At 40.0% G+C, this 20,043-nt stretch carries 22 protein-coding genes; 10 read left to right on the plus strand and 12 right to left on the minus strand.

All coding sequences use genetic code 11. The annotated features are described in order from the left end of the window. Positions 1 to 94: 94 nt before the first annotated feature. Positions 95 to 877, minus strand: a complete 783-nt coding sequence (locus NRE15_RS07515; RefSeq protein WP_313792274.1) for an enoyl-CoA hydratase/isomerase family protein — start codon at positions 875 to 877, stop codon at positions 95 to 97. An 84-nt stretch (positions 878 to 961) separates the two neighbouring features. Here NRE15_RS07515 and NRE15_RS07520 point away from each other — a divergent pair, with 84 nt between their 5' ends. Then, on the plus strand, positions 962 to 1,471 hold the full coding sequence (locus NRE15_RS07520) for a GNAT family N-acetyltransferase (RefSeq protein ID WP_313792275.1): 510 nt from the start codon (positions 962 to 964) through the stop codon (positions 1,469 to 1,471). A gap of 80 nt (positions 1,472 to 1,551) precedes the next feature. Continuing rightward, positions 1,552 to 2,274 carry a metalloregulator ArsR/SmtB family transcription factor gene (locus tag NRE15_RS07525; RefSeq protein WP_313792276.1) on the plus strand — a complete coding sequence of 241 codons (723 nt, stop codon included), beginning with the start codon at positions 1,552 to 1,554 and terminating at the stop codon, positions 2,272 to 2,274. Positions 2,275 to 2,333: 59 nt separating this feature from the next. Here the strand turns inward: NRE15_RS07525 and NRE15_RS07530 are convergent, their stop codons facing one another. Next, complete coding sequence (locus tag NRE15_RS07530) at positions 2,334 to 4,256, minus strand: purple acid phosphatase family protein (protein WP_313792277.1); 1,923 nt, start codon at positions 4,254 to 4,256, stop codon at positions 2,334 to 2,336. 236 nt (positions 4,257 to 4,492) lie between these two features. On the opposite strand from NRE15_RS07530, the gene NRE15_RS07535 reads away from it, so the two are divergent. Beyond that, a complete protein-coding gene (locus NRE15_RS07535; protein ID WP_313792278.1) occupies positions 4,493 to 4,798 on the plus strand; it encodes a DUF898 family protein in 306 nt (101 codons plus the stop codon). An 81-nt stretch (positions 4,799 to 4,879) separates the two neighbouring features. Here NRE15_RS07535 and NRE15_RS07540 read toward each other — a convergent pair whose 3' ends face one another. The 7 genes from NRE15_RS07540 to NRE15_RS07570 form a co-directional block, all read right to left on the minus strand. Then, positions 4,880 to 5,239, minus strand: a complete 360-nt coding sequence (locus NRE15_RS07540) for a hypothetical protein (protein WP_313792279.1) — start codon at positions 5,237 to 5,239, stop codon at positions 4,880 to 4,882. 251 nt (positions 5,240 to 5,490) lie between these two features. Then, positions 5,491 to 5,790, minus strand: a complete 300-nt coding sequence (locus NRE15_RS07545) for an addiction module toxin RelE (protein WP_313792280.1) — start codon at positions 5,788 to 5,790, stop codon at positions 5,491 to 5,493. A gap of 8 nt (positions 5,791 to 5,798) precedes the next feature. After that, positions 5,799 to 6,140 (minus strand): type II toxin-antitoxin system Phd/YefM family antitoxin, encoded by a 342-nt coding sequence (locus tag NRE15_RS07550; protein ID WP_313792281.1) that lies wholly within the window; start codon positions 6,138 to 6,140, stop codon positions 5,799 to 5,801. A 202-nt stretch (positions 6,141 to 6,342) separates the two neighbouring features. Next, positions 6,343 to 6,963, minus strand: coding sequence for an NAD(P)H-binding protein (locus NRE15_RS07555; RefSeq protein ID WP_313792282.1), 621 nt, complete (start codon positions 6,961 to 6,963; stop codon positions 6,343 to 6,345). A 7-nt stretch (positions 6,964 to 6,970) separates the two neighbouring features. Beyond that, positions 6,971 to 7,600: an alpha/beta hydrolase gene (locus tag NRE15_RS07560; RefSeq protein WP_313792283.1), complete on the minus strand. Its 630-nt coding sequence runs from the start codon at positions 7,598 to 7,600 to the stop codon at positions 6,971 to 6,973. Positions 7,601 to 7,648: 48 nt separating this feature from the next. Then, complete coding sequence (locus NRE15_RS07565) at positions 7,649 to 8,371, minus strand: dihydrofolate reductase family protein (RefSeq protein ID WP_313792284.1); 723 nt, start codon at positions 8,369 to 8,371, stop codon at positions 7,649 to 7,651. 497 nt (positions 8,372 to 8,868) lie between these two features. Continuing rightward, positions 8,869 to 9,039 carry a hypothetical protein gene (locus tag NRE15_RS07570; protein ID WP_313792285.1) on the minus strand — a complete coding sequence of 57 codons (171 nt, stop codon included), beginning with the start codon at positions 9,037 to 9,039 and terminating at the stop codon, positions 8,869 to 8,871. Between the two features lie 411 nt (positions 9,040 to 9,450). Between NRE15_RS07570 and NRE15_RS07575 the strand changes: the two genes are divergently transcribed. Then, the gene (locus tag NRE15_RS07575) at positions 9,451 to 10,086 is read left to right on the plus strand and encodes a site-specific integrase (protein WP_313792286.1); all 636 of its coding nucleotides are present in this window, start codon (positions 9,451 to 9,453) and stop codon (positions 10,084 to 10,086) included. 52 nt (positions 10,087 to 10,138) lie between these two features. On the opposite strand, the gene guaA is transcribed toward NRE15_RS07575, so the two are convergent. Further along, positions 10,139 to 11,698 (minus strand): glutamine-hydrolyzing GMP synthase, encoded by a 1,560-nt coding sequence (guaA, locus tag NRE15_RS07580; RefSeq protein WP_313792287.1) that lies wholly within the window; start codon positions 11,696 to 11,698, stop codon positions 10,139 to 10,141. A gap of 9 nt (positions 11,699 to 11,707) precedes the next feature. Continuing rightward, on the minus strand, positions 11,708 to 12,628 hold the full coding sequence (gene coaA / locus NRE15_RS07585; protein ID WP_313792288.1) for a type I pantothenate kinase: 921 nt from the start codon (positions 12,626 to 12,628) through the stop codon (positions 11,708 to 11,710). Between the two features lie 217 nt (positions 12,629 to 12,845). Here coaA and mvk point away from each other — a divergent pair, with 217 nt between their 5' ends. The 6 genes from mvk to NRE15_RS07615 all read left to right on the plus strand — a co-directional run bounded on the left by mvk (position 12,846) and on the right by NRE15_RS07615 (position 18,910). Beyond that, positions 12,846 to 13,847 carry a mevalonate kinase gene (gene mvk / locus NRE15_RS07590; RefSeq protein ID WP_313792289.1) on the plus strand — a complete coding sequence of 334 codons (1,002 nt, stop codon included), beginning with the start codon at positions 12,846 to 12,848 and terminating at the stop codon, positions 13,845 to 13,847. Positions 13,848 to 13,862: 15 nt separating this feature from the next. Next, positions 13,863 to 14,852 carry a diphosphomevalonate decarboxylase gene (mvaD, locus tag NRE15_RS07595; RefSeq protein ID WP_313792290.1) on the plus strand — a complete coding sequence of 330 codons (990 nt, stop codon included), beginning with the start codon at positions 13,863 to 13,865 and terminating at the stop codon, positions 14,850 to 14,852. 12 nt (positions 14,853 to 14,864) lie between these two features. Beyond that, positions 14,865 to 16,079, plus strand: coding sequence for a phosphomevalonate kinase (locus tag NRE15_RS07600; RefSeq protein ID WP_313792291.1), 1,215 nt, complete (start codon positions 14,865 to 14,867; stop codon positions 16,077 to 16,079). A gap of 32 nt (positions 16,080 to 16,111) precedes the next feature. Beyond that, positions 16,112 to 17,200: a type 2 isopentenyl-diphosphate Delta-isomerase gene (gene fni, locus NRE15_RS07605; RefSeq protein ID WP_313792293.1), complete on the plus strand. Its 1,089-nt coding sequence runs from the start codon at positions 16,112 to 16,114 to the stop codon at positions 17,198 to 17,200. Positions 17,201 to 17,275: 75 nt separating this feature from the next. After that, positions 17,276 to 17,437, plus strand: coding sequence for a hypothetical protein (locus NRE15_RS07610; RefSeq protein WP_313792294.1), 162 nt, complete (start codon positions 17,276 to 17,278; stop codon positions 17,435 to 17,437). A gap of 615 nt (positions 17,438 to 18,052) precedes the next feature. After that, entirely contained in the window at positions 18,053 to 18,910 is an 858-nt protein-coding gene (locus tag NRE15_RS07615) for a hypothetical protein (protein ID WP_313792295.1), read from the plus strand. A gap of 66 nt (positions 18,911 to 18,976) precedes the next feature. Here the strand turns inward: NRE15_RS07615 and NRE15_RS07620 are convergent, their stop codons facing one another. After that, positions 18,977 to 19,996 (minus strand): glycosyltransferase family 4 protein, encoded by a 1,020-nt coding sequence (locus NRE15_RS07620; protein ID WP_313792296.1) that lies wholly within the window; start codon positions 19,994 to 19,996, stop codon positions 18,977 to 18,979. Positions 19,997 to 20,043: the final 47 nt, after the last annotated feature.

Genomic DNA, 20,043 nt, shown 5'->3' on the forward strand with positions numbered 1-20,043 from the left:
GTGGATTGAAAAATAATGCTTATGAATTTTTTGCATTAGTAGATTTTCACCCTTGTATAAGTTTTTACTCAAATACAAGGGTGTTTAACTTTATTTAACTCAAAAAATTAGCTTCTCTTTTCTCCAAAAACCCCCCCATCCCAATCTTCTGATTCGCACTCTCATACTGCTTCCCAAACAAACGAGCCTCCAACTCCAGCCCTTGGGCCAACTTCATATCAAAACCTTGATCAATCGCAATCTTGGCACTCGCCACTGAATTAGGCGCATTCTTGATAACCGCTTGTGCCATTTCCATCACCGCATCATCCAACGCTTCAGCTGCAACCACTTTATTAAACAACCCCATAGCCAAGCCTTCCTCTGCCTTAATTTGCCTTCCAGTAAATATTAGTTCTTTGGCTTTTGCTATCCCTACAAGTCGACTCAAACGTTGTGTGCCACCATAAGCTGGAATAATGCCTAATCCCGTTTCTGGATGCCCCACAACGGCATTACTCGATGCAATCCTCAAATCCGCTGCTTGAGCCAATTCAAATCCTCCACCAAAAGCATAACCGTTAACTGCTGCTATACTCACAATTGGCAATCCAGCTAATCTCGCAAACACATCATTGCCATCCACAGAAAACTCATATGCCTCTTCCGGTGTAAAGTCGCGCATTTCTTTGATATTCGCCCCTGCTACAAATGCCTTTTGTCCAGCTCCTTTAATAATTAAAATGCGCACTCCAGATGTGTTTTCTAGTATTTCAATCGCTTCTGAAAGTTCGGCCATCATGGCTTGGCTTAAAACATTGAGTGACTCCGGTTGGTTGATTGTCAATTGTGCCATCGTTTCGTCAATTGTTAATAAAATTGTTTTAAACGCTTCCATTATTTTGCTCCTTAAAAATACTTGTTATTTTGCTATAATTATAGCATATTTATAGGGATATTTAGTTTGGTGGAGGGGTTTTTTATGTTGAAAAAGGTGGATGTTGCGCAGGTTGAAACATTGGTGGCGTTGAGTCGGACGACATTTATTGAGACGTTTGCTGAGCATAATACCGAGGAAGATTTGAATAATTATTTGGCGGCTAATTTGACCGTAGAGAAGTTGACGGCAGAATTACAAAATCCTGAATCGGTTTTTTATTTTTTCATGGACGACCATCACCCGGTCGGTTTTATCAAAATAAATATCGGTGCGGCTCAGTCGGAAGCTATGGGTGAGACTTCCTTAGAAGTTGAGCGGATTTATTTGTTAAAGGAAACGAAAGGCAAAGGCTTTGGTCGAACCTTAATTGAGAAGGCGGAGGAAATTGCCCGCGAAAACGGCAAAAGTAAAATTTGGTTAGGCGTATGGGAACACAATCAGTCTGCGTTACGCTTTTATGAGCGGATGGGCTATGTCATTGTCGGTGAGCATACCTTTTATATGGGGGATGATCCGCAAAAAGATTATGTGATGGAGAAAGTTTTGAATTGACAGGACACCATTTGGTGGCGTATAATACATTTATATAGGACACCTATTGGTGTCTTATTGTTTTAGGGGGGGGTGACGCAATGACGGATGAAAAGGATGTTTATGCGGCTGTTGCTGATCCAACACGTCGTCAGTTGCTTGATTTATTAGCCGAGGTGGATGAACTGCCTTTGTATGAGTTGACAAGTCGGTTTGATATGGGACGTACAGCTGTATCAAAACACTTGGCTATTTTGAAGGAAGCAGGTCTTGTGGATAGTCGCAAAGTCGGTAGGGAAACGCGTTATCGTTTGAATGCTAAGCCACTCAAGGAAATTCAAGACTGGGTATCATTCTATGAGAAGTTTTGGATGGATCGCCTCAGTCGATTACAGATTTTATTGGAGGAACAGAAAATGACAGCAGATGTTATATTAGATTTTACCTATTCGAGTACGGTTGCAGAGGTTTGGAATGCCTTGACTGATTCAGATATGTTAGCTCAATGGATTTGGGATAATAATTTTAAAGCCGAGGAAGGGTATCAATTTAGATTCCAATCGGAACCCAATGAGTATTGGGATGGAATCGTCACGGGCGAAGTGTTGGTTGTCGATGAACCCAACCAATTGGCATACACATGGGCAAGTGCTGGCGAAACCACTACGATTACTTGGACTTTGACTAAAGTGGCTGAAGGTACGCAATTACATTTTGAACAAACAGGCTTTAGTGAAGAAACCAAAGCAACACCTGGTGCGATTGCTGGGGCTACTTATGCTTGGACGGAATTTGGTAATAAACTCGCGAGCTTATTAGCTTAGCAGTGATATTTATTATAAAAAAAGAGCCTCGTAAACTTTTTACGGGCTCTTTTTGTGTTTTATTTTGTGATAACGTAAGTGTGTACGAGGTTGGTTTCGCGGTTAACTAGGTCTTCACCGACAACTTCGTAAACTTCATAGGTTAGTGAATCTGCGGTGACATCAACGATTGAGTAGTGTTGGATGTTTGATTCACGGGCGTTTGAATGGCCATCGGAATAGAATGATGAACGGAAGGGTTGTTCTTCGGTCAACAATAATTCACGGAAGTTTTGAATATCTTCTTCAGTCAATTCATGTCCGAATAATTCATCATAGGTCACATCAATATCTTCTTCTTCAAGAATCCAGTCAAAGGATTGTAGTTTATAAATGGTATCGTAAGTCTTAGTACCTGCTGTATTTGGTACGAAGAAGACGGTCCCTTCTGGACTTGTAAAGGTTGTTGTGTCGCCATCTGTTTCACCGGCTGTCGCAACTTCTGCGTTACCAAAAGCGTCGGCATTGTGTTTTAAGGCGTGCGTAACCGTCAAGTTATGGTCGTGTCCGTTAAAGACAGCATCCACGTCGTATTCATCTAAAACTGACATTAATTCATCACGGCCTACTTGAACTTCTTCGTCTTCTAATGCGTGGTAGGAAGATGAGAACATTGGGCGGTGATAGTTCACGATAATCCAGTCGATTTCGCCATTGGCTTTAGCATCGTTAGCAGCTTGTAATTCTTCTTTGAACCAAGTCATTTGATTTTCTAAAATGGTTGGTGGTACTTCTTCATCGGATTCGTTGAATTGTTCCGTATTTAATACGATGAATTGAACGTTGTTGTAGCGGGTAGAGTAAGCTACACCTGATTCCATGCCTTCCACTTCATTGTTAGTGTTGATGTGGGTTAGGAAGTTGTTGTTGTCATGGTTTCCTGTAACAAATAAATGTGGCATGGCTTCATTGATTGGTGCCAGCGCATTAAGCGTTAAGTTCCACTCAGTGTCATTCCAGTCGTCGTTAACCACGTCACCGGTATGGATGGCGAAACGTGCATTAGCGGCTTCAGGATTAGCGACAGCTGATTCAAGGGTTGACTTAGAATAATCCGCTTCTGATCGTTGGTTTTCTGAAGAAAAGGCATTTTGTGTGTCGGTATAGTGAATGAAGGTAAAGTCTTCTTGACCTTGGGCAGCGGTTGTAAATGTAGCGGTTGGGGATATTAAGGTTTCAGTATTCCCTACGGCATAATGATAAACGGTCCCAGGTTTTAATTCAGTGGCAGTTGCTTTATAGGCTGTTTCTGTAAATGCCGGGTAAGGTAAAGCCAATGAATAGTTATCAAACCCTTTATCCAACCATAATAAATTACTTTCAGTAAATGCTTCATCTGTGAAGTAGCCTACGACTTGGTCAGGATTTTCTACTGCAAACCATGGATCATCATCGTCTGTCATCGGTTCGTCTTCTTCTTCATCCCAAACAATCGCATACACATAGTGACCCTCTTCTGTTTGTTGGATGTAGTAGGCATCATCAATTTCATTAATTTCAGGCGTCACTTTAACGGCATCACCTATATTTTGACCGTCTTCCCAAATATACAGGCTGGCATTTTCATCTACTTCGGTGGTATGCCATTGGAAATGCATAGAAGTGGATGGATCATCCGTTAAGTTGGTAGAAATGCGGTTAGGATTGTTGTTTACCGGTGCTTCTGGGACAGCTGGATTTTCTGCGGTTACCTCAGCTGTTTCGCCACCGATAGTGACTGAAAGGATGTTCCTTTCTTCATCAACTTCTACCCCATCATTTTCAGTGATAGCATCTTCTGAAAACGCTGGATCATTGGCGCGGTCTTCATTGGCTTTTAACGTTTCTTCGGTAATCGTAGCGGTTGCTGTATCTTGTGCATAGGCTATCGGTTGGAACTCTAGACCCGTTAACAGGGTTGAAGCTAGTAATGACGTCAAAACAAGTTTCTTTAATGATTTCATCTTACACTCCTAATATAGTTTATTTTTATACAGACTTGCTACATTTAGTATAGGAGATATATGTTGATTTTATGTAAATTTGGGGTAAGGAATGTGTAAATGTAAAATGTGATTACTCGATCTTTTTTAATTCTAATCGTTTGTTAATATTCCATTGCTTAATGTCGCAGACATTTATATAATGAGTGTAATAAAATGTGGTATTTATTAGGAAATTATTTGTTAGGAGGCTTTTTATGTATACGAGTGATTTTGATGGAGGTTTGCTTGAGTATGTAGCGATTATAATTGGCGGTGCCATTATTTCAGTTCTCACGCTGGGGATTGCAACGCCTTGGGTTATGTGTGTCATTTATCGATGGAAAATAGATCATACGGTCATTGAGGGTAGACGGTTAAGGTTTCACGGGACTGGCTCTTCGCTTTTTGGGCAATACATCAAATGGATTTTGTTAATCATTATTACGCTTGGTATTTATAGTTTTTGGGTGGGTATCAAATTGGAACAGTGGAAGGTTAGACACACGACGTTTGTTAATTAGAAAACGGTAGCTAATGAAAACAAGCATATAAATCATTCCATGAATGGTTTAAGTGCTTGTTTGTCCTCTTTGTGTTATTCACTAATACTCATAATCATAGTCATAATACTCTTCTTCCCATTCATGATAATATTCGCCACTCAGTGCCTCGTTCCGTAAAGAACTCTCATCTTTTTCGCGATCATAGGCTTCTATTTGGCGTTCAAGTTCTGCCATTTGTATATCACTTCTTGATCTGGCTAAGTACTCATTGGCACCTTGTATGAGGGTAACACTCCGATGATATACATTGATATCGAGCATTACCCCAATTCTCTCGTCATTATTCACCACATAAATAGGTTCATCCATCTCTTTAGACATCTCAAAAAACTTCAGGGGATCTTTTTCAATTTCGGCACTTGGCCAGTTTGCTTGATAAATCTTTATACTATTTGTCATTAATATCACTCCTTTCGTGCTTTTAAGGTAAATATAGTACGTTATGCTAACGCTTTCAATAGACAGCCACAAAATACCTTTCTGTCTAAAACAAGTCATTGCAACAACAGGCTTTTTGGTGCTTTCAGAAAACTGATTTATGTTATTTTTAATGTTTTAGAATACCTTATAAACCCAAAAAGTTAAAACCAACTATCACAAATAATTTGTCATAGTTGGTTGATCGGGTATTACCTATTTATGCATTAATATCACCTTAAGCGCTCCTTCGCTATTCTAAACACCTCATTATCTGATCGCTTTCCGACAACGATAATTTCGATAATTTCAATTCCCTTAGAACTCTCCCTAAAAATAATTCTCAGTCCTAATCGCTTTAACTTGATTTCGCGACACATAGATAAATCGACTTCCCTTTTCTCTAATCGTTTTCCAGCCGACATGCCGCGTTCACTAATTTTTTGTAGTCCTTTATTCACTTGTATTTTCTGAGAGCCTTCGAGTTTATCATAATCTTTTTTGGCCTCTTCAAACCATTCTAATTTAAACATATCGTTTATTATTCCCATTCATCTACGATGAGATGTAATTCCTCGTCCCAATCTTTACCGACCACTTCCTCCATTGAGTATCGTTTACCTGTATCATTATCCAAACGATATTTTGTTTTTTCTTGAAAGATAGCTTCGGCAGTATAATCAAGGATTTGATGGGCTTCTTCGATAAAAGCTGTCATTTTATTGTATTCATCTATATCAAGGATAACGCCAACTTCTTTATTATTGTTCAAAACATATACAGGGGCTTTTGTTTCCTTAGAAATTGAAAAAAACTTCATTGGTGCTTTCTTAACCTCCGATATAGACGACAGTGATCCATGTATTTTATGTATCTTTTCCATTTAAAACACCTCTGTTGTACTTTTATTCGTACTAAATATAACACTTTTTAAAGGGCGTTGCAATTTTATTTCTCTAGAGAATAAAGTTCATTCTGCTTCACTTACTTTTCAAGTATTTTATACACAAAAAAAACCGACTACCCAAATAAATATCTGTGATAATCAGTTTAGTTTGTTGCCTATCAACAAGTTGCTGTATGTATTAATAAAAATCCGGTTTTGCTTTGTACTCAGATCCTGGCTCCCATAAGCCAATGCTTTCTTTCACATCATTCCGCTTGCCAATTATGTTATCCAAAATATATTGCGCAATAGCTTGTCGTGTTATTTGAGCCCCTAAAAAGGGTTCGCCCTTTGGACTCGCCACATAATCGTCTCTTTTTCCATTGTAAAGCCAGGTCATACGCATATAGGTATAATCTAAATCACTCGCTTCTAGCACTTCGTTACCTCGATTCCGTGCCACTGATCCGCCCATCATCCGACTATTCCAGCTGGCAAAAGGTTCAGCCACTTCCCCATAAACACTTAAGACGCCAGCTTGTAAAATCCGCTTGACCCCTGTTTTGTTCATCACATCAACAACCACCTGTGTAACAGACTTACTATCAAAATTCATATAAACAACATCTTGCCCTTTTATAGCTGGTTCTAAGTCTGACGGATTACTTGCATCACCCGAAATTTTCACCACATTTTCATAAGGCAATCTTTCTGCATTTCGACCAAACAAGGTTATATTCAAATCCATTTGTTCTTGTAAAAGTGGCATTAGAAACCGCGGAATCTGTCCGCCAGCTCCTAAAATTAGAATGTTTTTCATTGGTAAGTCACACCTTTTCTGTTTGTCCTGTTATCTCTTTGAGGAAATATGCCACATCACGCGCTTCGTCATCTGAAATTTGGTGACCCATTCCCTGATATTGTTTAATCGTAACATCCGTATACTTCTTCAACCATTGATTAGTATAAGAAACAAGGGACCTAGGTAAGATAAAATCATTTGGATCCTTGCCATCGAAAACTGATATTTTTTCAGTTAAGACTAGCTCATCGTTAAAATAGGCATGTGAACGATCAATAATAATCCCCGATAACATAATCATACCATCTATTAAATCTGGACGATGTCTTAGTATCGTTGAGATTATTTCAGTACCTTGCGAAAAACCTAATAAAATGATACGTTGATACGAATTCTTTTGCTGCTGTAACCAATCAATTAGCTCTTCAGAAACTTCAATAACTTTTTCCATTGTAAAATTTGGTGAATCAATTAAAGGAAACCAATAATGAGAATGTTGGCTAGTTGAAAATGGAGCCTGAAGGGATACGTAAGTGATATTTTCTTGGGGTAAATAAGTGACTAAGTTATCAAAATATCTTTCATTTTGGCTGTATCCATGGAACATAACTACTAAATGAGGCTTATCTTTGTCTGTGTAATAATGTTTATGCATGCTGTGATACCCCCTTTGTTTGCGATGGTTCATTCTATAAATTTCTGATTATTTTTTCACTTGGTAACGAAGCCAAACACTTCCATCATCGAGTACTTGGGAAGCTTCAAGATTGAATGCAACAGGTGTCGGTTTATTGTACTTTTCATTATAGGCAAATAAAGGTTGTGAATTAGCATCCCCATCCGCGATAGGTGTAATAACTAAACTCACTTCATCCACTAAGCCCTCTGTCATGAATGACCAGTTAATTCCACCACCACCATTTACCATTAATTCCGGCATATCAAAGTATGCTTTGATTTTTTCTAAAGCAACCGCCAAATCAACCCGCTCTTCCCCTGCAATAATATAAGAGATATTTTTACGACGAAGCATATCTTTGAATGGGGCGCTCGTTTTCTCAGTGATAAGCTCAACTACATGCGCTTCTGTCTCAAAGTATTTAAAGGTGTTCTTCTCCCAGCCTAAGCGCCCTAATCCATCTAAGGTAAAATAGTACATAGCTGCATCATCAACCGCAATAAAATCCCCTTCGGGAACTTCGGTGACCGTCTCATCTAATTCCGGTTTTTTATAGCCGGTAATAATAGCAGATGTTTCAGTTCCACATAACCAACCTTTATGTTGATTGTAATAAGCATTTTCGCCTAAAAACAAATTATAGTATTCTCGTTGTGATTTATGACTTTCCTCTGTTTGTAGATGAGGACCATTTATTTTCCCGTCAATAGCAATATGCATATGTGTAATGATTTTTGGTCTATTCATTTTTTGCTCCTTTTCATCAATAAATAATGGTGCTCTACGCGATTCAATCTATGTCATTTTAAACCAGCTAAGTAACAAGGTTTCATTTTTACGCCTCATAAATGGATACGAATCCCTCTTAGATTTTCCTTTCTGCTTATATTATAGTCTTTATAGAGTTGATATTGAATCTCATAAAAGTTATTAGTGTATAAACTACTGGTTTATACGATGATGGTTTATGTACATTTTTAAAGTTACGACATTTGCACACGAATGTGTTAATAACGGGATATTTAAGTTTTTTATTTCTCAATCATAATTATGAAATAGATAAATTTATTGGAAGATCAATTGAGGAATTACTATTGTCTAACGAATAATTTAGGCTCTCATTAATATTCGCATCATTGAGTAAAAAACTAGCTTTAACTTATTCCTAATAGGGTCTACCATTTATATTACCTCCTTAATTTTTAGTACAAAAATAGCACCTAACCGCTTATTACGGTCAAGTGCTAATACAACTTATCTTCTTCATGTTCAAATTCAATGGGCGTGTTTTTGTCTATAGCTTCTTTAATCAATGCAATCATTTTGGCTTCTGGCATGCCAGATAATTCATACACTGGAAATGGCTCGTTAAATTCTTCCACATACCTATCAATCCATAACTTTAGTTCATCCATTTTAACCACCACCTTTAGTAAGATTTTCCATGAGTTCCTCAAATTTATTATAACTCTCAGGAGGCCGCTTCTCAAACCTTGCCACCTCTAAAAGCAGCTGCATACATCTCAGCAACCCCCTCGTTACCTAACTTCTCGTTTCTATACTGAGCTGGCTTCTTTAGTGAATATTTATACGGTTTCCAGTAGCTTGTTTTGTGGCCAATACCTAAGTATAATTGGTTAGCCGTTGAACCACTAAAAAGTCAGATATTGATGCCTTTGAAGCAATATTATTGTCAAAGTCAGCTTTCAGCAAGTCCCTAAGTGCTATGACACGATCTGATTTAAATTCACCTAGTGCATTCTTAATATGGTCACTTACTTTTTTGAAATCGTTTCGCAAATGTTTTACCATGCTGTGCTTTATTATTGTTACCTAACAATCCTAGCCATCGCACAGGAAGCATTGGTGAAAAACATGCTGAGGAACGAAATTACTGGATTAATAAAGAGTTTAAACTAGCAATTAATACATTTGATAACGTAGAGTACATAACCGCTTATAGCATACTATTTTTCACTGGCATCAAGGAAAGCGAGTTATTAGCTTTAACTATAGATAACTTTGATTTAGATAATCAGCTGCTCACAATTAACTCGAACTGGGTTAGAAGACAAAGAAAAAACGCAACAACATCAACTAAGACCCGTTCGTCTAATCGAGTTGTTACGTTTCCTAAATTGTTAGTTCCATTAATCAATGAATACATCAATAGCCTATATGGTTACATTCCTCATATGCGATTGTTTAGCCAACTAAATAAATACTATTTGAATGATAGACTTAACAAAGCAGTTATAAATGCTGGTGTTAAAAAAATCACTGTGCATGAATTAAGACATTCTCACGCATCCGTTTTAATTAACAACGAGATAAACATCAAAGCCTTACAGCAAAGACTAGGACATAAGAATATTGACACAACATTAAACATTTATAGTCACATGTATCCAACTAAACAAAAAGAGATTGCAAATTTATTAGATAATTTAGGACCAAAATAGGACCGCTGAAATTATAAACGCTATTATATCAATGTTTAGGAAGGTTTTTAACTTATTCCCACTCTATCGTTCCAGGTGGTTTCCCCGTGATGTCATACACCACGCGATTAACATGAGGGACTTCATTCACAATACGTGTTGAGATTTTTTGCAAGACTTCCCAGTCAATCCGTGCGAACTCACTGGTCATTCCATCAATGGAGGTTACTGCACGAATACCTACCATGTGGTCATAGGTACGACCGTCACCCATCACGCCAACACTGCGGACATTCGGTAATACTGTAAAGTATTGCCACACATCACGTTCAAGACCGTTTTTAGCAATTTCTTCGCGTAAAATCGCATCCGATTCGCGGACGATTTCTACTTTTTCATCGGTGACTTCGCCTAAGACACGGATACCTAAACCTGGTCCAGGGAAAGGTTGGCGCCATACGATGGAATCAGGCATATTTAAAGCCGTTCCTACGGCACGTACTTCGTCTTTAAATAAAGTATTTAATGGTTCAATCAATTCAAAGGACATATCTTCCGGTAACCCACCGACATTGTGGTGGGATTTAATCGTTTGAGCGGTTTTGGTACCTGATTCAATGATATCCGTATATAACGTGCCTTGAGCGAGGAAATCAATCCCTTCGAGTTTGGCTGCCTCATCGTCAAACACATAAATAAATTCATTGCCGATTATTTTACGTTTTTCTTCTGGGTCAGTGATGCCAGCTAATTTACTAAAGAAGCGGTCTTTGGCATTGACACGGATGATATTTAGTCCGAAGGTTTCAAGAGCTTCCATTACCGAGTCGCCTTCGTTTTTACGCAATAGACCGTGGTCAACGAAAATACAAATCAGTTGATCACCGATGGCTTTTTGTAATAGCACACCCACAACGGAAGAATCGACACCTCCGGATAAACCAAGTAATACTTTACGATCACCGACTTTTTCACGGATGTTATTGATTTGGATATCAATAAAGTTGTCCATGGTCCAATCGCCCGTCATTTGGCAAATATTAAAGGCGAAGTTGCGTAACATTTGGTTGCCGTTTAAGGTATGGCGTACTTCAGGATGGAATTGGACCCCATAAATTTGACGGTCAGTATTTTCAAAGGCAGCCACGGGGCATTGTTCGTTGCTGGCGGTGACGCTAAAGCCTTCTGGTATTTGGGTAATCAAATCACCATGGCTCATTAAAACTTGTTCTGTTTCACTCAAACCTTCAAATAGACCACTGTTCGTTTGGTTAACATGAATAGTTGCAGTCCCATATTCACGTTTGGCTGCTTTTTCTACTTTACCACCCAATAATTTGGTGGTTAACTGCATGCCATAACAAATCCCTAAAATGGGCACACCTAAATCAAAAATAGCAGGATCAACTGTAAAAGCATCATCAGCATATACACTGTGGGGACCGCCTGATAAAATAATTCCTTTAACGTTACCTAATGCTGTCAGTTCTGCAGCTGTCGTATCGTTGGGTAACAGTTCACTAAACACGCCAAACTCGCGAATACGACGGGTAATTAATTGGTTGTACTGGCTACCAAAGTCCAGTACAATTACCTTTTCTACTTCATATAAACTTGTTGTCAAGCAGGTCACTCCTTAGTATTAATATTTACGAATATATATTTCATCGATAAAATGATTATCGGTTTTATGGATAATCAAATCAGCCCGTTCACGGGTTGGTAATATATATTGTAATAGATTTAAATGGTTAATGGTATACCAAACTTCGTCTCCATAATTATTACGTTCTTCTTCGGTCCAATCTCTAAATTGATAATAATAGTTATCTGGGTCATCCGCCGCATTATCCATCAACACTTGGAAGCGTTCAAAGAACCATTGACGGATTTTTTTATAGTGAGCATCCACATAAATAGAAAAATCAAAAAATTGGCTAACATAAATATTCTGATTTTCTGGTAATTGGAGTACGTTTATCCCTTCAATGATCACGATGTCTGGATTGTGCATAACTTGGACTTCTCCAGGAACAATATCGTAAATTTCATGGGAATAGACAGGAAATTCCGCCGGTTCATCCGTCGTTTTTAATTGAATCATAAAATCTAATAGACGTTGCATATCGTATGATTCTGGAAATCCTTTACGATGCAAAATCTTGCGTTTTTTAAGTTCGGCTGTGGGATATAAAAAACCATCTGTTGTCATCAGTTCAATAGTTTTATTTGGATACAACCGTTCAAGTAATTGGTGCAACACCCGGGCGGTGGTACTTTTTCCGACCGCTACACTGCCTGAAATTCCAATAATGAACGGTACTTTATGGCGTTTTTCGCCAAAAAAGTTTTGTTTTTGTTTTTGAGATGTCATGGCTTGTTGAATTAAGAGGTCGATATAATGTAACATGGGACCATAAATAGCACGCACATCTTCTTGAGATAAGCGGTCATTTAATGATACCAACTCGGCTAAGCGTTCGATAGGTTCAATTTCAGGTGCATCTTGATGAAATTCTTTCCATTCATCACGACTATAGCGGATAAAGGTGTTTGAATCCATTCTGGTCTCCTTTGCTTCTATTTTTCGAAGGAATTCACTTATTGGTCTATTTTAGCATATCCTTAGGATTAAATGTATATTTTATTATTTCTTTAGCCCGGTCTCAAATGTATTAAAAAATATTAAAATTATAGGATTAGTCCCCCACTTTTCCATATTAATCGGTAAAATAGGAAGGAATGAAGTCATGGAGTTTTCTGAATGGGAGGATGATTAAGTGGACGAGCTTGAGGAATATTTATTAGAACAGGAACCTAAAGTTGAATTAACCGCTCAACAAAATGAAGTGGTGGTTGCTGTTGGTCATGGGTATGCTCATAGCAAAATTATCTTGATGGGTGAACATGCAGTTGTTTATGATTATCCAGCCATCGCGCTTCCTTTCAATGGTGTGCAAGTCCATACGAAGGCGACATTTACTCAAGAAAAGGGTTCTACCATTGACTGTATGTATTTCAACGGTCCGATTTCACAAGCACCTGCTTCTTTAAACAATATCGTTCGTGCCATCGAATTAAGTTTACAATCCCTCAAAATAAATATCGCTATTCATACCCAGATTGAAAGTACTATACCACAAGAGCGTGGTATGGGATCTTCGGCTGCTGTGGCTGTTTCGGTTATTCGTGCGATTTATGATTTGTTTGATCAACCATTAGATGACAATCAACTGCAATTTATTGCCAATCAAGCTGAAGTGATTGCGCATGAATCGACTAGTGGTTTGGATACGCTACTGGCTAGCAGTAACCAGCCTTATATATATCGCAAGAGTAAGCCAGCTTTAGCTTTCGCTTTAAAATTAGAGGCTTATTTAGTTGTGGCTGATAGTGGGCAGGCGGGGCAAACCAAATTAGCGGTCCAAAAAGTCATGAAGCGTCGTCAAGAGAATCCTGAATTTAGTGAAAGTATTTTGACTGCCATTGGACAATTTGTGACGCAAGCCTTTGATGCCATTAATGCGGGGGATGTTCAAAGTTTGGGTCGTTTAATGACTTATAACCATTATTATTTAAATCAATTAGGCGTTTCAAATGAACGCTTAGACATTATTGTAAATGCTGCTTGGCAAGCTGGAGCGCTAGGCGCTAAATTAACGGGGGGTGGCTTAGGCGGTTGTGTCATTGCCTTAGCTGAGACTAAAGGGGATGCGATTGCGATTGCCCATGCGATGCAAGAAGCTGGCGCCATTCAATCTTGGTATATCCCATTACATTAGGAGTGAAAAATATATATGAACTCTTTATTTAAATCCTCATATCGTGCTTTTACCAATATTGCCCTTATTAAATATTGGGGAAAACGCCATGAGGATCTTTTTTTACCATTAACATCAAGTTTATCCTTAACTTTAGATGCTTTTTATACCGATACAACGGTTGAATTTAAGCCCAACGCTAAAGCAGATGTATTTATTTTGGATGGGGTTCAACAAGGGGTTGAACTGACGCAAAAGGTGAGTCAGTTTGTTGATTTGTTTCGGGAAACGGCAGGTATGAACATGCCAGTGACGGTAACGAGTATTAACCATGTGCCAACGGCCGCGGGTTTGGCTTCGTCGGCGTCGGCTTTTGCGGCTTTGGCATCGGCTTGTAATGGAGCGCTTGGTTTAGGCTTAGATAATCGTGCTTTATCGATTTATGCGCGTCAAGGGTCTGGTAGTGCAACACGGAGTTTGTTTGGTGGTTTTGTTGTATGGCATAAGGGTGAAGGCGAGGATTCACAGTCTTCCTATGCTGAAGCGATTGATGATGCTGAGTGGGATATTGGGATGTTGGTGGTGATTATTAATCAACAACAAAAGAAAATCTCTAGTCGCGTGGGGATGGCGCACACCCGTGATACATCGCCGTTTTATGCGATGTGGCCTAGTGAAGTAGAGAAAGATTTGGCTGCCATAATTCCAGCGATTGAAGCGCATGATTTTGAAACTGTGGGTGAAATTGCCGAACATAATGCGATGAAAATGCATGCTAGTATTTTGGCTTCTAACCCTAGCTTTACTTATTTTGAACCGGACTCACTGGTGGCGATGGCGATTGTCAAGGAGTTGCGTGAACAAGGGATTGCTTGTTATGTGACGATGGATGCTGGTCCTAATGTGAAAGTGATTGGTCGTTTAAGTGAAATGGATCAAATTATAGCGCGTTTTAAACACGATTTTAAAGCGGATCAATTAATTGTAGCTAAGCCCGGTAGTGCACCGATTGAGTTAAAGGCATAAGGAGGATTTTAAGTGAAGTTTAATGCAAATATGGCTGATTTATTTAACTTAAATCCTAAGTTAACCTTTCAGCCAACCACACAAAAAGTACCTGGAAAATTATATTTTGTCGGCGAGTATGCCATTTTAGAACCTGGAAATACCGCCATTTTGTTTTCAGTTAATCAATATTTAACTTGCCAAATTTCCTTATCACGTACGCCATACAGTGGCTCTTTACAAACGTCTTTGCAAGATTTGTTACCTTTGTTATATCGGCGTGAAGCGGATAAAGTCCATTTTTCATTAAATGGCATGGACGGTTTAGATAGCTATTATCATGAAAATCTGATGGACGAAAAGACACGTACCTTAGTTCTGGAGCAGTGGCAGTATGTTTTTGAGGCTATTCGTGTTGTAGAAGAGCTGATGCAAGAGCTAGGTCGCCCCCTTCAAGATTATCATATTCAATACTATTCCGATTTAGTTGCTGAGGATGGTTCTAAATATGGCTTAGGTTCTAGTGCTGCTGTGACCATTGCGACCATCAAATCGTTGTTGGCTTTTTATGGGATTGAAGTGAAGTCTCCCCTTAGCTTGTTTAAGTTAGCTGCCATCGCCTTGATTCGAGCAGGTTCCAATGGTAGTATGGGCGATGTCGCAGCCATTAGTTTTGGAGGTTGGGTTTTTTATCAATCCTTTGATCGTAAGTGGTTGGCCGCGGAGTTGGACAATCAGGTGTCGCTGATGGATTTATTAGAAAAAGAATGGCCTTTGTTAGAAGTGCGCTATCTTGACATCAACAAGCGAATGACCTTATTAATTGGTTGGACGCAGTCAGCCGCTTCAACGCAAAATTTGGTTCAACAATTGACACAACGTTTACCTGAAAAAGATGCAAATTATCGCTATTTTTTAGAAAAAAGTAAGCTTTGCGTTAATAACATGCGTACGGCTTTTGAAAAAGCTGATATTATGCAAATTCAAGAAGAAATGGCAAATTATCGGCATTTATTATTAAAATTGAGTTCCCATTTCAATATTGAAATTGAAACCGATAAATTAAAACAATTCATTCAACTGTCGCAAGCTTATCAGTTCGAGGCCAAATCCAGTGGTGCCGGCGGTGGCGACTGCGGCATTGCCGTCGGCGAAAGCAATCAAAAAACGACTCAATTATTGGATGAATGGCGTCGTGTCGGGATTATTCCGCTGAATTTACATGTAGCCCCCAAACAATTTAACTAAATATCGCTAGTTTAAAGGAGTTTTATTCTGCTATGTCTTTAGATGCTTCACAATTAAACCAACAACGCAAAGATGATCATGTCAAATTAGCGCTCGGTCAACAAAAAGAGGCCAAAGCTGCCCCTTTTGATGACATCCGCTTTGTGCATCATTCATTTAGTCTAATGTCTTTAGATCAAGTAAATATCACGAGTCATTGGGCTGGTCACAGTCATGTGATGCCGTTTTACATCAATGGCATGACGGGTGGATCTAAATTCACCAAACAATTTAATGAAAAATTAGGGATGGTTGCGGCTGAAACGGGCTTAGCCATGGCATCTGGTTCGGTGAGTGCAGCCCTAAAAGATCCTTCCTTAAGTGATACGTTTCGGATTATCCGTGAGGTTAATCCGCATGGTTTTGTTATGGCCAATTTAGGGGCACACCATTCCTTAGAAAATGCTAAACGCGCCGTTGATTTGTTGCAAGCAGATGCGCTACAAATCCATTTAAATGTCCCGCAAGAAATTGTCATGCCTGAAGGTGATCGCGACTTTTCAAATTGGGCTGATAATATTCAAGCCATTGTGGCTCATGTAGGTGTCCCGGTTATCGTTAAGGAAGTTGGTTTTGGAATGAGTCGCGAAACCATGCTGTTTTTGAAGTCGTTAGGCGTTCAAACCATTGACATTAGTGGACGTGGTGGCACCAACTTCGTCCGCATTGAAAATGATCGTAATCCGTCCTTGGATTTTAGTGCCTTAGCTGGTTGGGGCCAAACAACACCAGAGTCTCTGTTGGAAGCACAGGCTATATTAGGGGATGGTACTGTGACCCTCTTAGCCTCAGGTGGGATTCGACAACCATTTGATATCTTGAAGGCTTTGGCTTTAGGTGCGTCGGCGGTTGGTTTATCAGGTAAATTTTTAGCGAGTGTTGATGATTTAGGCATTGATGCAACGGTTGAGATGGTTTACCAATGGCGCGATACCTTAAAGCAGATGATGTTAATGCTCGAAGCGCCTACCGTGGCTGCTTTACAAACTAAAGATATGATTCTATCCGGTAGTCTTTTAGAGTGGGCACAGTTGCGAGGTATTGATGCGAGTGGATTGGCACGTCGCAGTCAGGTAAAATAATAATCGTGAAAAACGCCAGACGGCTTGATGGGGGTTCCATTGAGTCGTCTGGCTTATTTTTAGGGGTTTGTTGTTGTGGGTTGGTTGTTATGGGTTGGTTGTGATGAGGAGGTAAGGGATGGGGGTAGCTCAGGCTACGAGCTGCCGGCTTTTTCGCTCAATCGACGTAAGTGGGCAGCGAAAGGCAGTCGAATAAAGCTAATCGGTCATCAAACACCTGATTTAATGTATAAATAGCTTTAATTGTCGTCTGTTTTACGGCGATATATTTCCCGCTTATGTTAAGTGGAATATTCTGAGGGAGTTTGTTCCACTTAATCGGTTATGTGGAATATTCCGAGTGCGTTTGTTCCACTTAGTCAGTTATGTGGAATATTCTGGGCGAGTTTGTTCCACTTAGTTAGCAAATGTGACAAGTGACCGTTGACCGTCAGCCTATAATAGCCCACCTATAGAAGAAATTCACAATTATTATTAGACAAATGCTTAATCTGGCCATTGCTCAAATAGCAGTGGCCAGATTAAGCATTTTAAACTAGAGATTTCTAAAAAAATATTGAATTATGCTGATTCATCGAAGAAAATCAACCTTTTATAGCGTTAATCTATCACAAACAATAACCTCATCGTTGTAATCGGGAAGTGAAAGGTAGTCGAATAAAGCTAATGGGTTCATCAAACACCTGATGTCATGAGCAAATAGCCTTAATTGTAGTCTGTTTTACGGTAATCCGTTTCCCGCTTACAATCGACGTCCGGCATTTCGCTGGTTTCCCTCAAATCATCCTACTTGCCGGATTTCCCGCTCAATCGACGTCCGGCATTTCGCTTGTTTTCCTCAACTCATCCAAATTGCCGGATCTCATTTCCCAACGACGTCCGCCAAACCAACTTGCCGGATTTCCCGCTCAATCGACGTCCGGCATTTCGCTTGTTTTCCTCAACTCATCCAAATTGCCGGATCTCATTTCCCAACGACGTCCGCCAAACCAACTTGCCGGATTTCCCACTCAATCGACGTCCGGCATTTCACTTTTTTCCCTCAACTCTTCCTACTTGCCGGATTTCATTTCCCAACGACGTCCGCCAAACCAACTTGCCGGATTTCCCGCTCAATCGACGTCCGGCATTTCGCTTGTTTCCCTCAACTCTTCCTACTTGCCGGCTTTCCCGCCCAATCGACGTCCGGCATTTCACTTTTTTCCCTCAGCTCTTCCAATTTGCCGGATTTCATTTCTCAACGACGTCCGCCAAACCAACTTGCCGGCTTTCCCGCTCAATCGACGTCCGGCATTTCGCTTGTTTCCCTCAACTCTTCCTACTTGCCGGATTTCATTTCCCAACGACGTCCGCCAAACCAACTTGCCGGCTTTCCCGCTCAATCGACGTCCGGCTTTTCGCTTGTTTCCCTCAACTCTTCCTACTTGCCGGATTTCATTTCTCAACGACGTCCGCCAAACCAACTTGCCGGATTTCCCGCTCAATCGACGTCCGGCATTTCACTTTTTTCCCTCAGCTCTTCCAATTTGCCGGATTTCATTTCTCAACGACGTCCGCCAAACCAACTTGCCGGATTTCCCGCTCAATCGACGTCCGGCATTTCGCCTGTTTCCCTCAACTCTTCCTACTTGCCGGATTTCATTTCTCAACGACGTCCGCCAAACCAACTTGCCGGATTTCCCGCTCAATCGACGTCCGGCATTCGGATGACTTTGGCTCGCACACCATAATTTCCGTACAAAAATTAGCAAAGCCAGCGTCAGCCTCCCACACGTCCTACTCCAGCAAGCCCTCATAAAATTCGCGCCACATTTGGGCGACATTTTCTTCGGAGTAATAATCGGAGGCAGCTAACGATTTTGCTTGGTAAGGCTCCAACAGCTGCGGATTGGCTTTCAGGTCGCGCAAGATGGATTCCATCTCGCTACGGTCTTTGGCATTTAAGTAATAACCATCAATAATAGCCCGATACAATTCTAAGTCACGCACCATAACAGGGGTTCCGCAAGAAAAGGCTTCTAAGATACTCATAGGGAACAACTCATTGTAAGACGGCAGTAAGAACACATCGGCGATATTGTAGTATTTATTCATCTCATCGCGGTCAACAATGCCCGTAAACTTTAAATTGGCGGGAGGATTGTTATAAACTTTGGTATATTTCTCGTAGCCGTCCGTCATGCGCCCAAACGAAAAACCACCCACCCAAATAAATTGAATATCGGGATTGTCATAGGCGAGTTGGAAGAAATCGTCGACACCTTTACGTTTTTGAATTTGGCCAGCGCCCATAACGACGAAAGCCTCTTCCGCTATCCCCGTTTGTTGCCGAAAGGCAACTTTTTCAGCGGTATTTATTGGGAAGAATTGTTCTTTTGAGACAAAGTTTGGGATGTAGGTGATTTTTTCGGCGGGGAAGTTATATTTCTCAAGTTCTTTGCCAAAAACGGGGTTAACCACCACCAGCTGGTCCATACGGCGATAAAAAGCAAGGACGTATTTTTCGGCAATTTTGCGGGAGACTTTATTGAGTTTCAAACTCCCTTCCAGCGTTTCGGGTAAAAAATGGACGTAACCGACCGTCTTGCCGCGGCGACCTTTCAGAAAAGTCGATAAATAGTATTGAGGGTTAACGGTATGGTAATGCGAAATATCGCTTGGTGTATATTGGTTGATATTTATTTGAAAAAGATGGTTGAAATGTTTTTTTAGCATTTTGATTAGCTCAATGTAGGCACTCCCAACGCCTTGCCCTTTGACCGATTCTGCTTGTGAAAACATGTTAATTGTTATCATCCGTAAGTCCCTCCTACAAAATAAAAAAGCACGCTTTCTTAAAATAA

It is taken from the genome of Fundicoccus culcitae, from assembly GCF_024661895.1.
GTDB lineage: Bacteria > Bacillota > Bacilli > Lactobacillales > Aerococcaceae > Fundicoccus_A > Fundicoccus_A culcitae.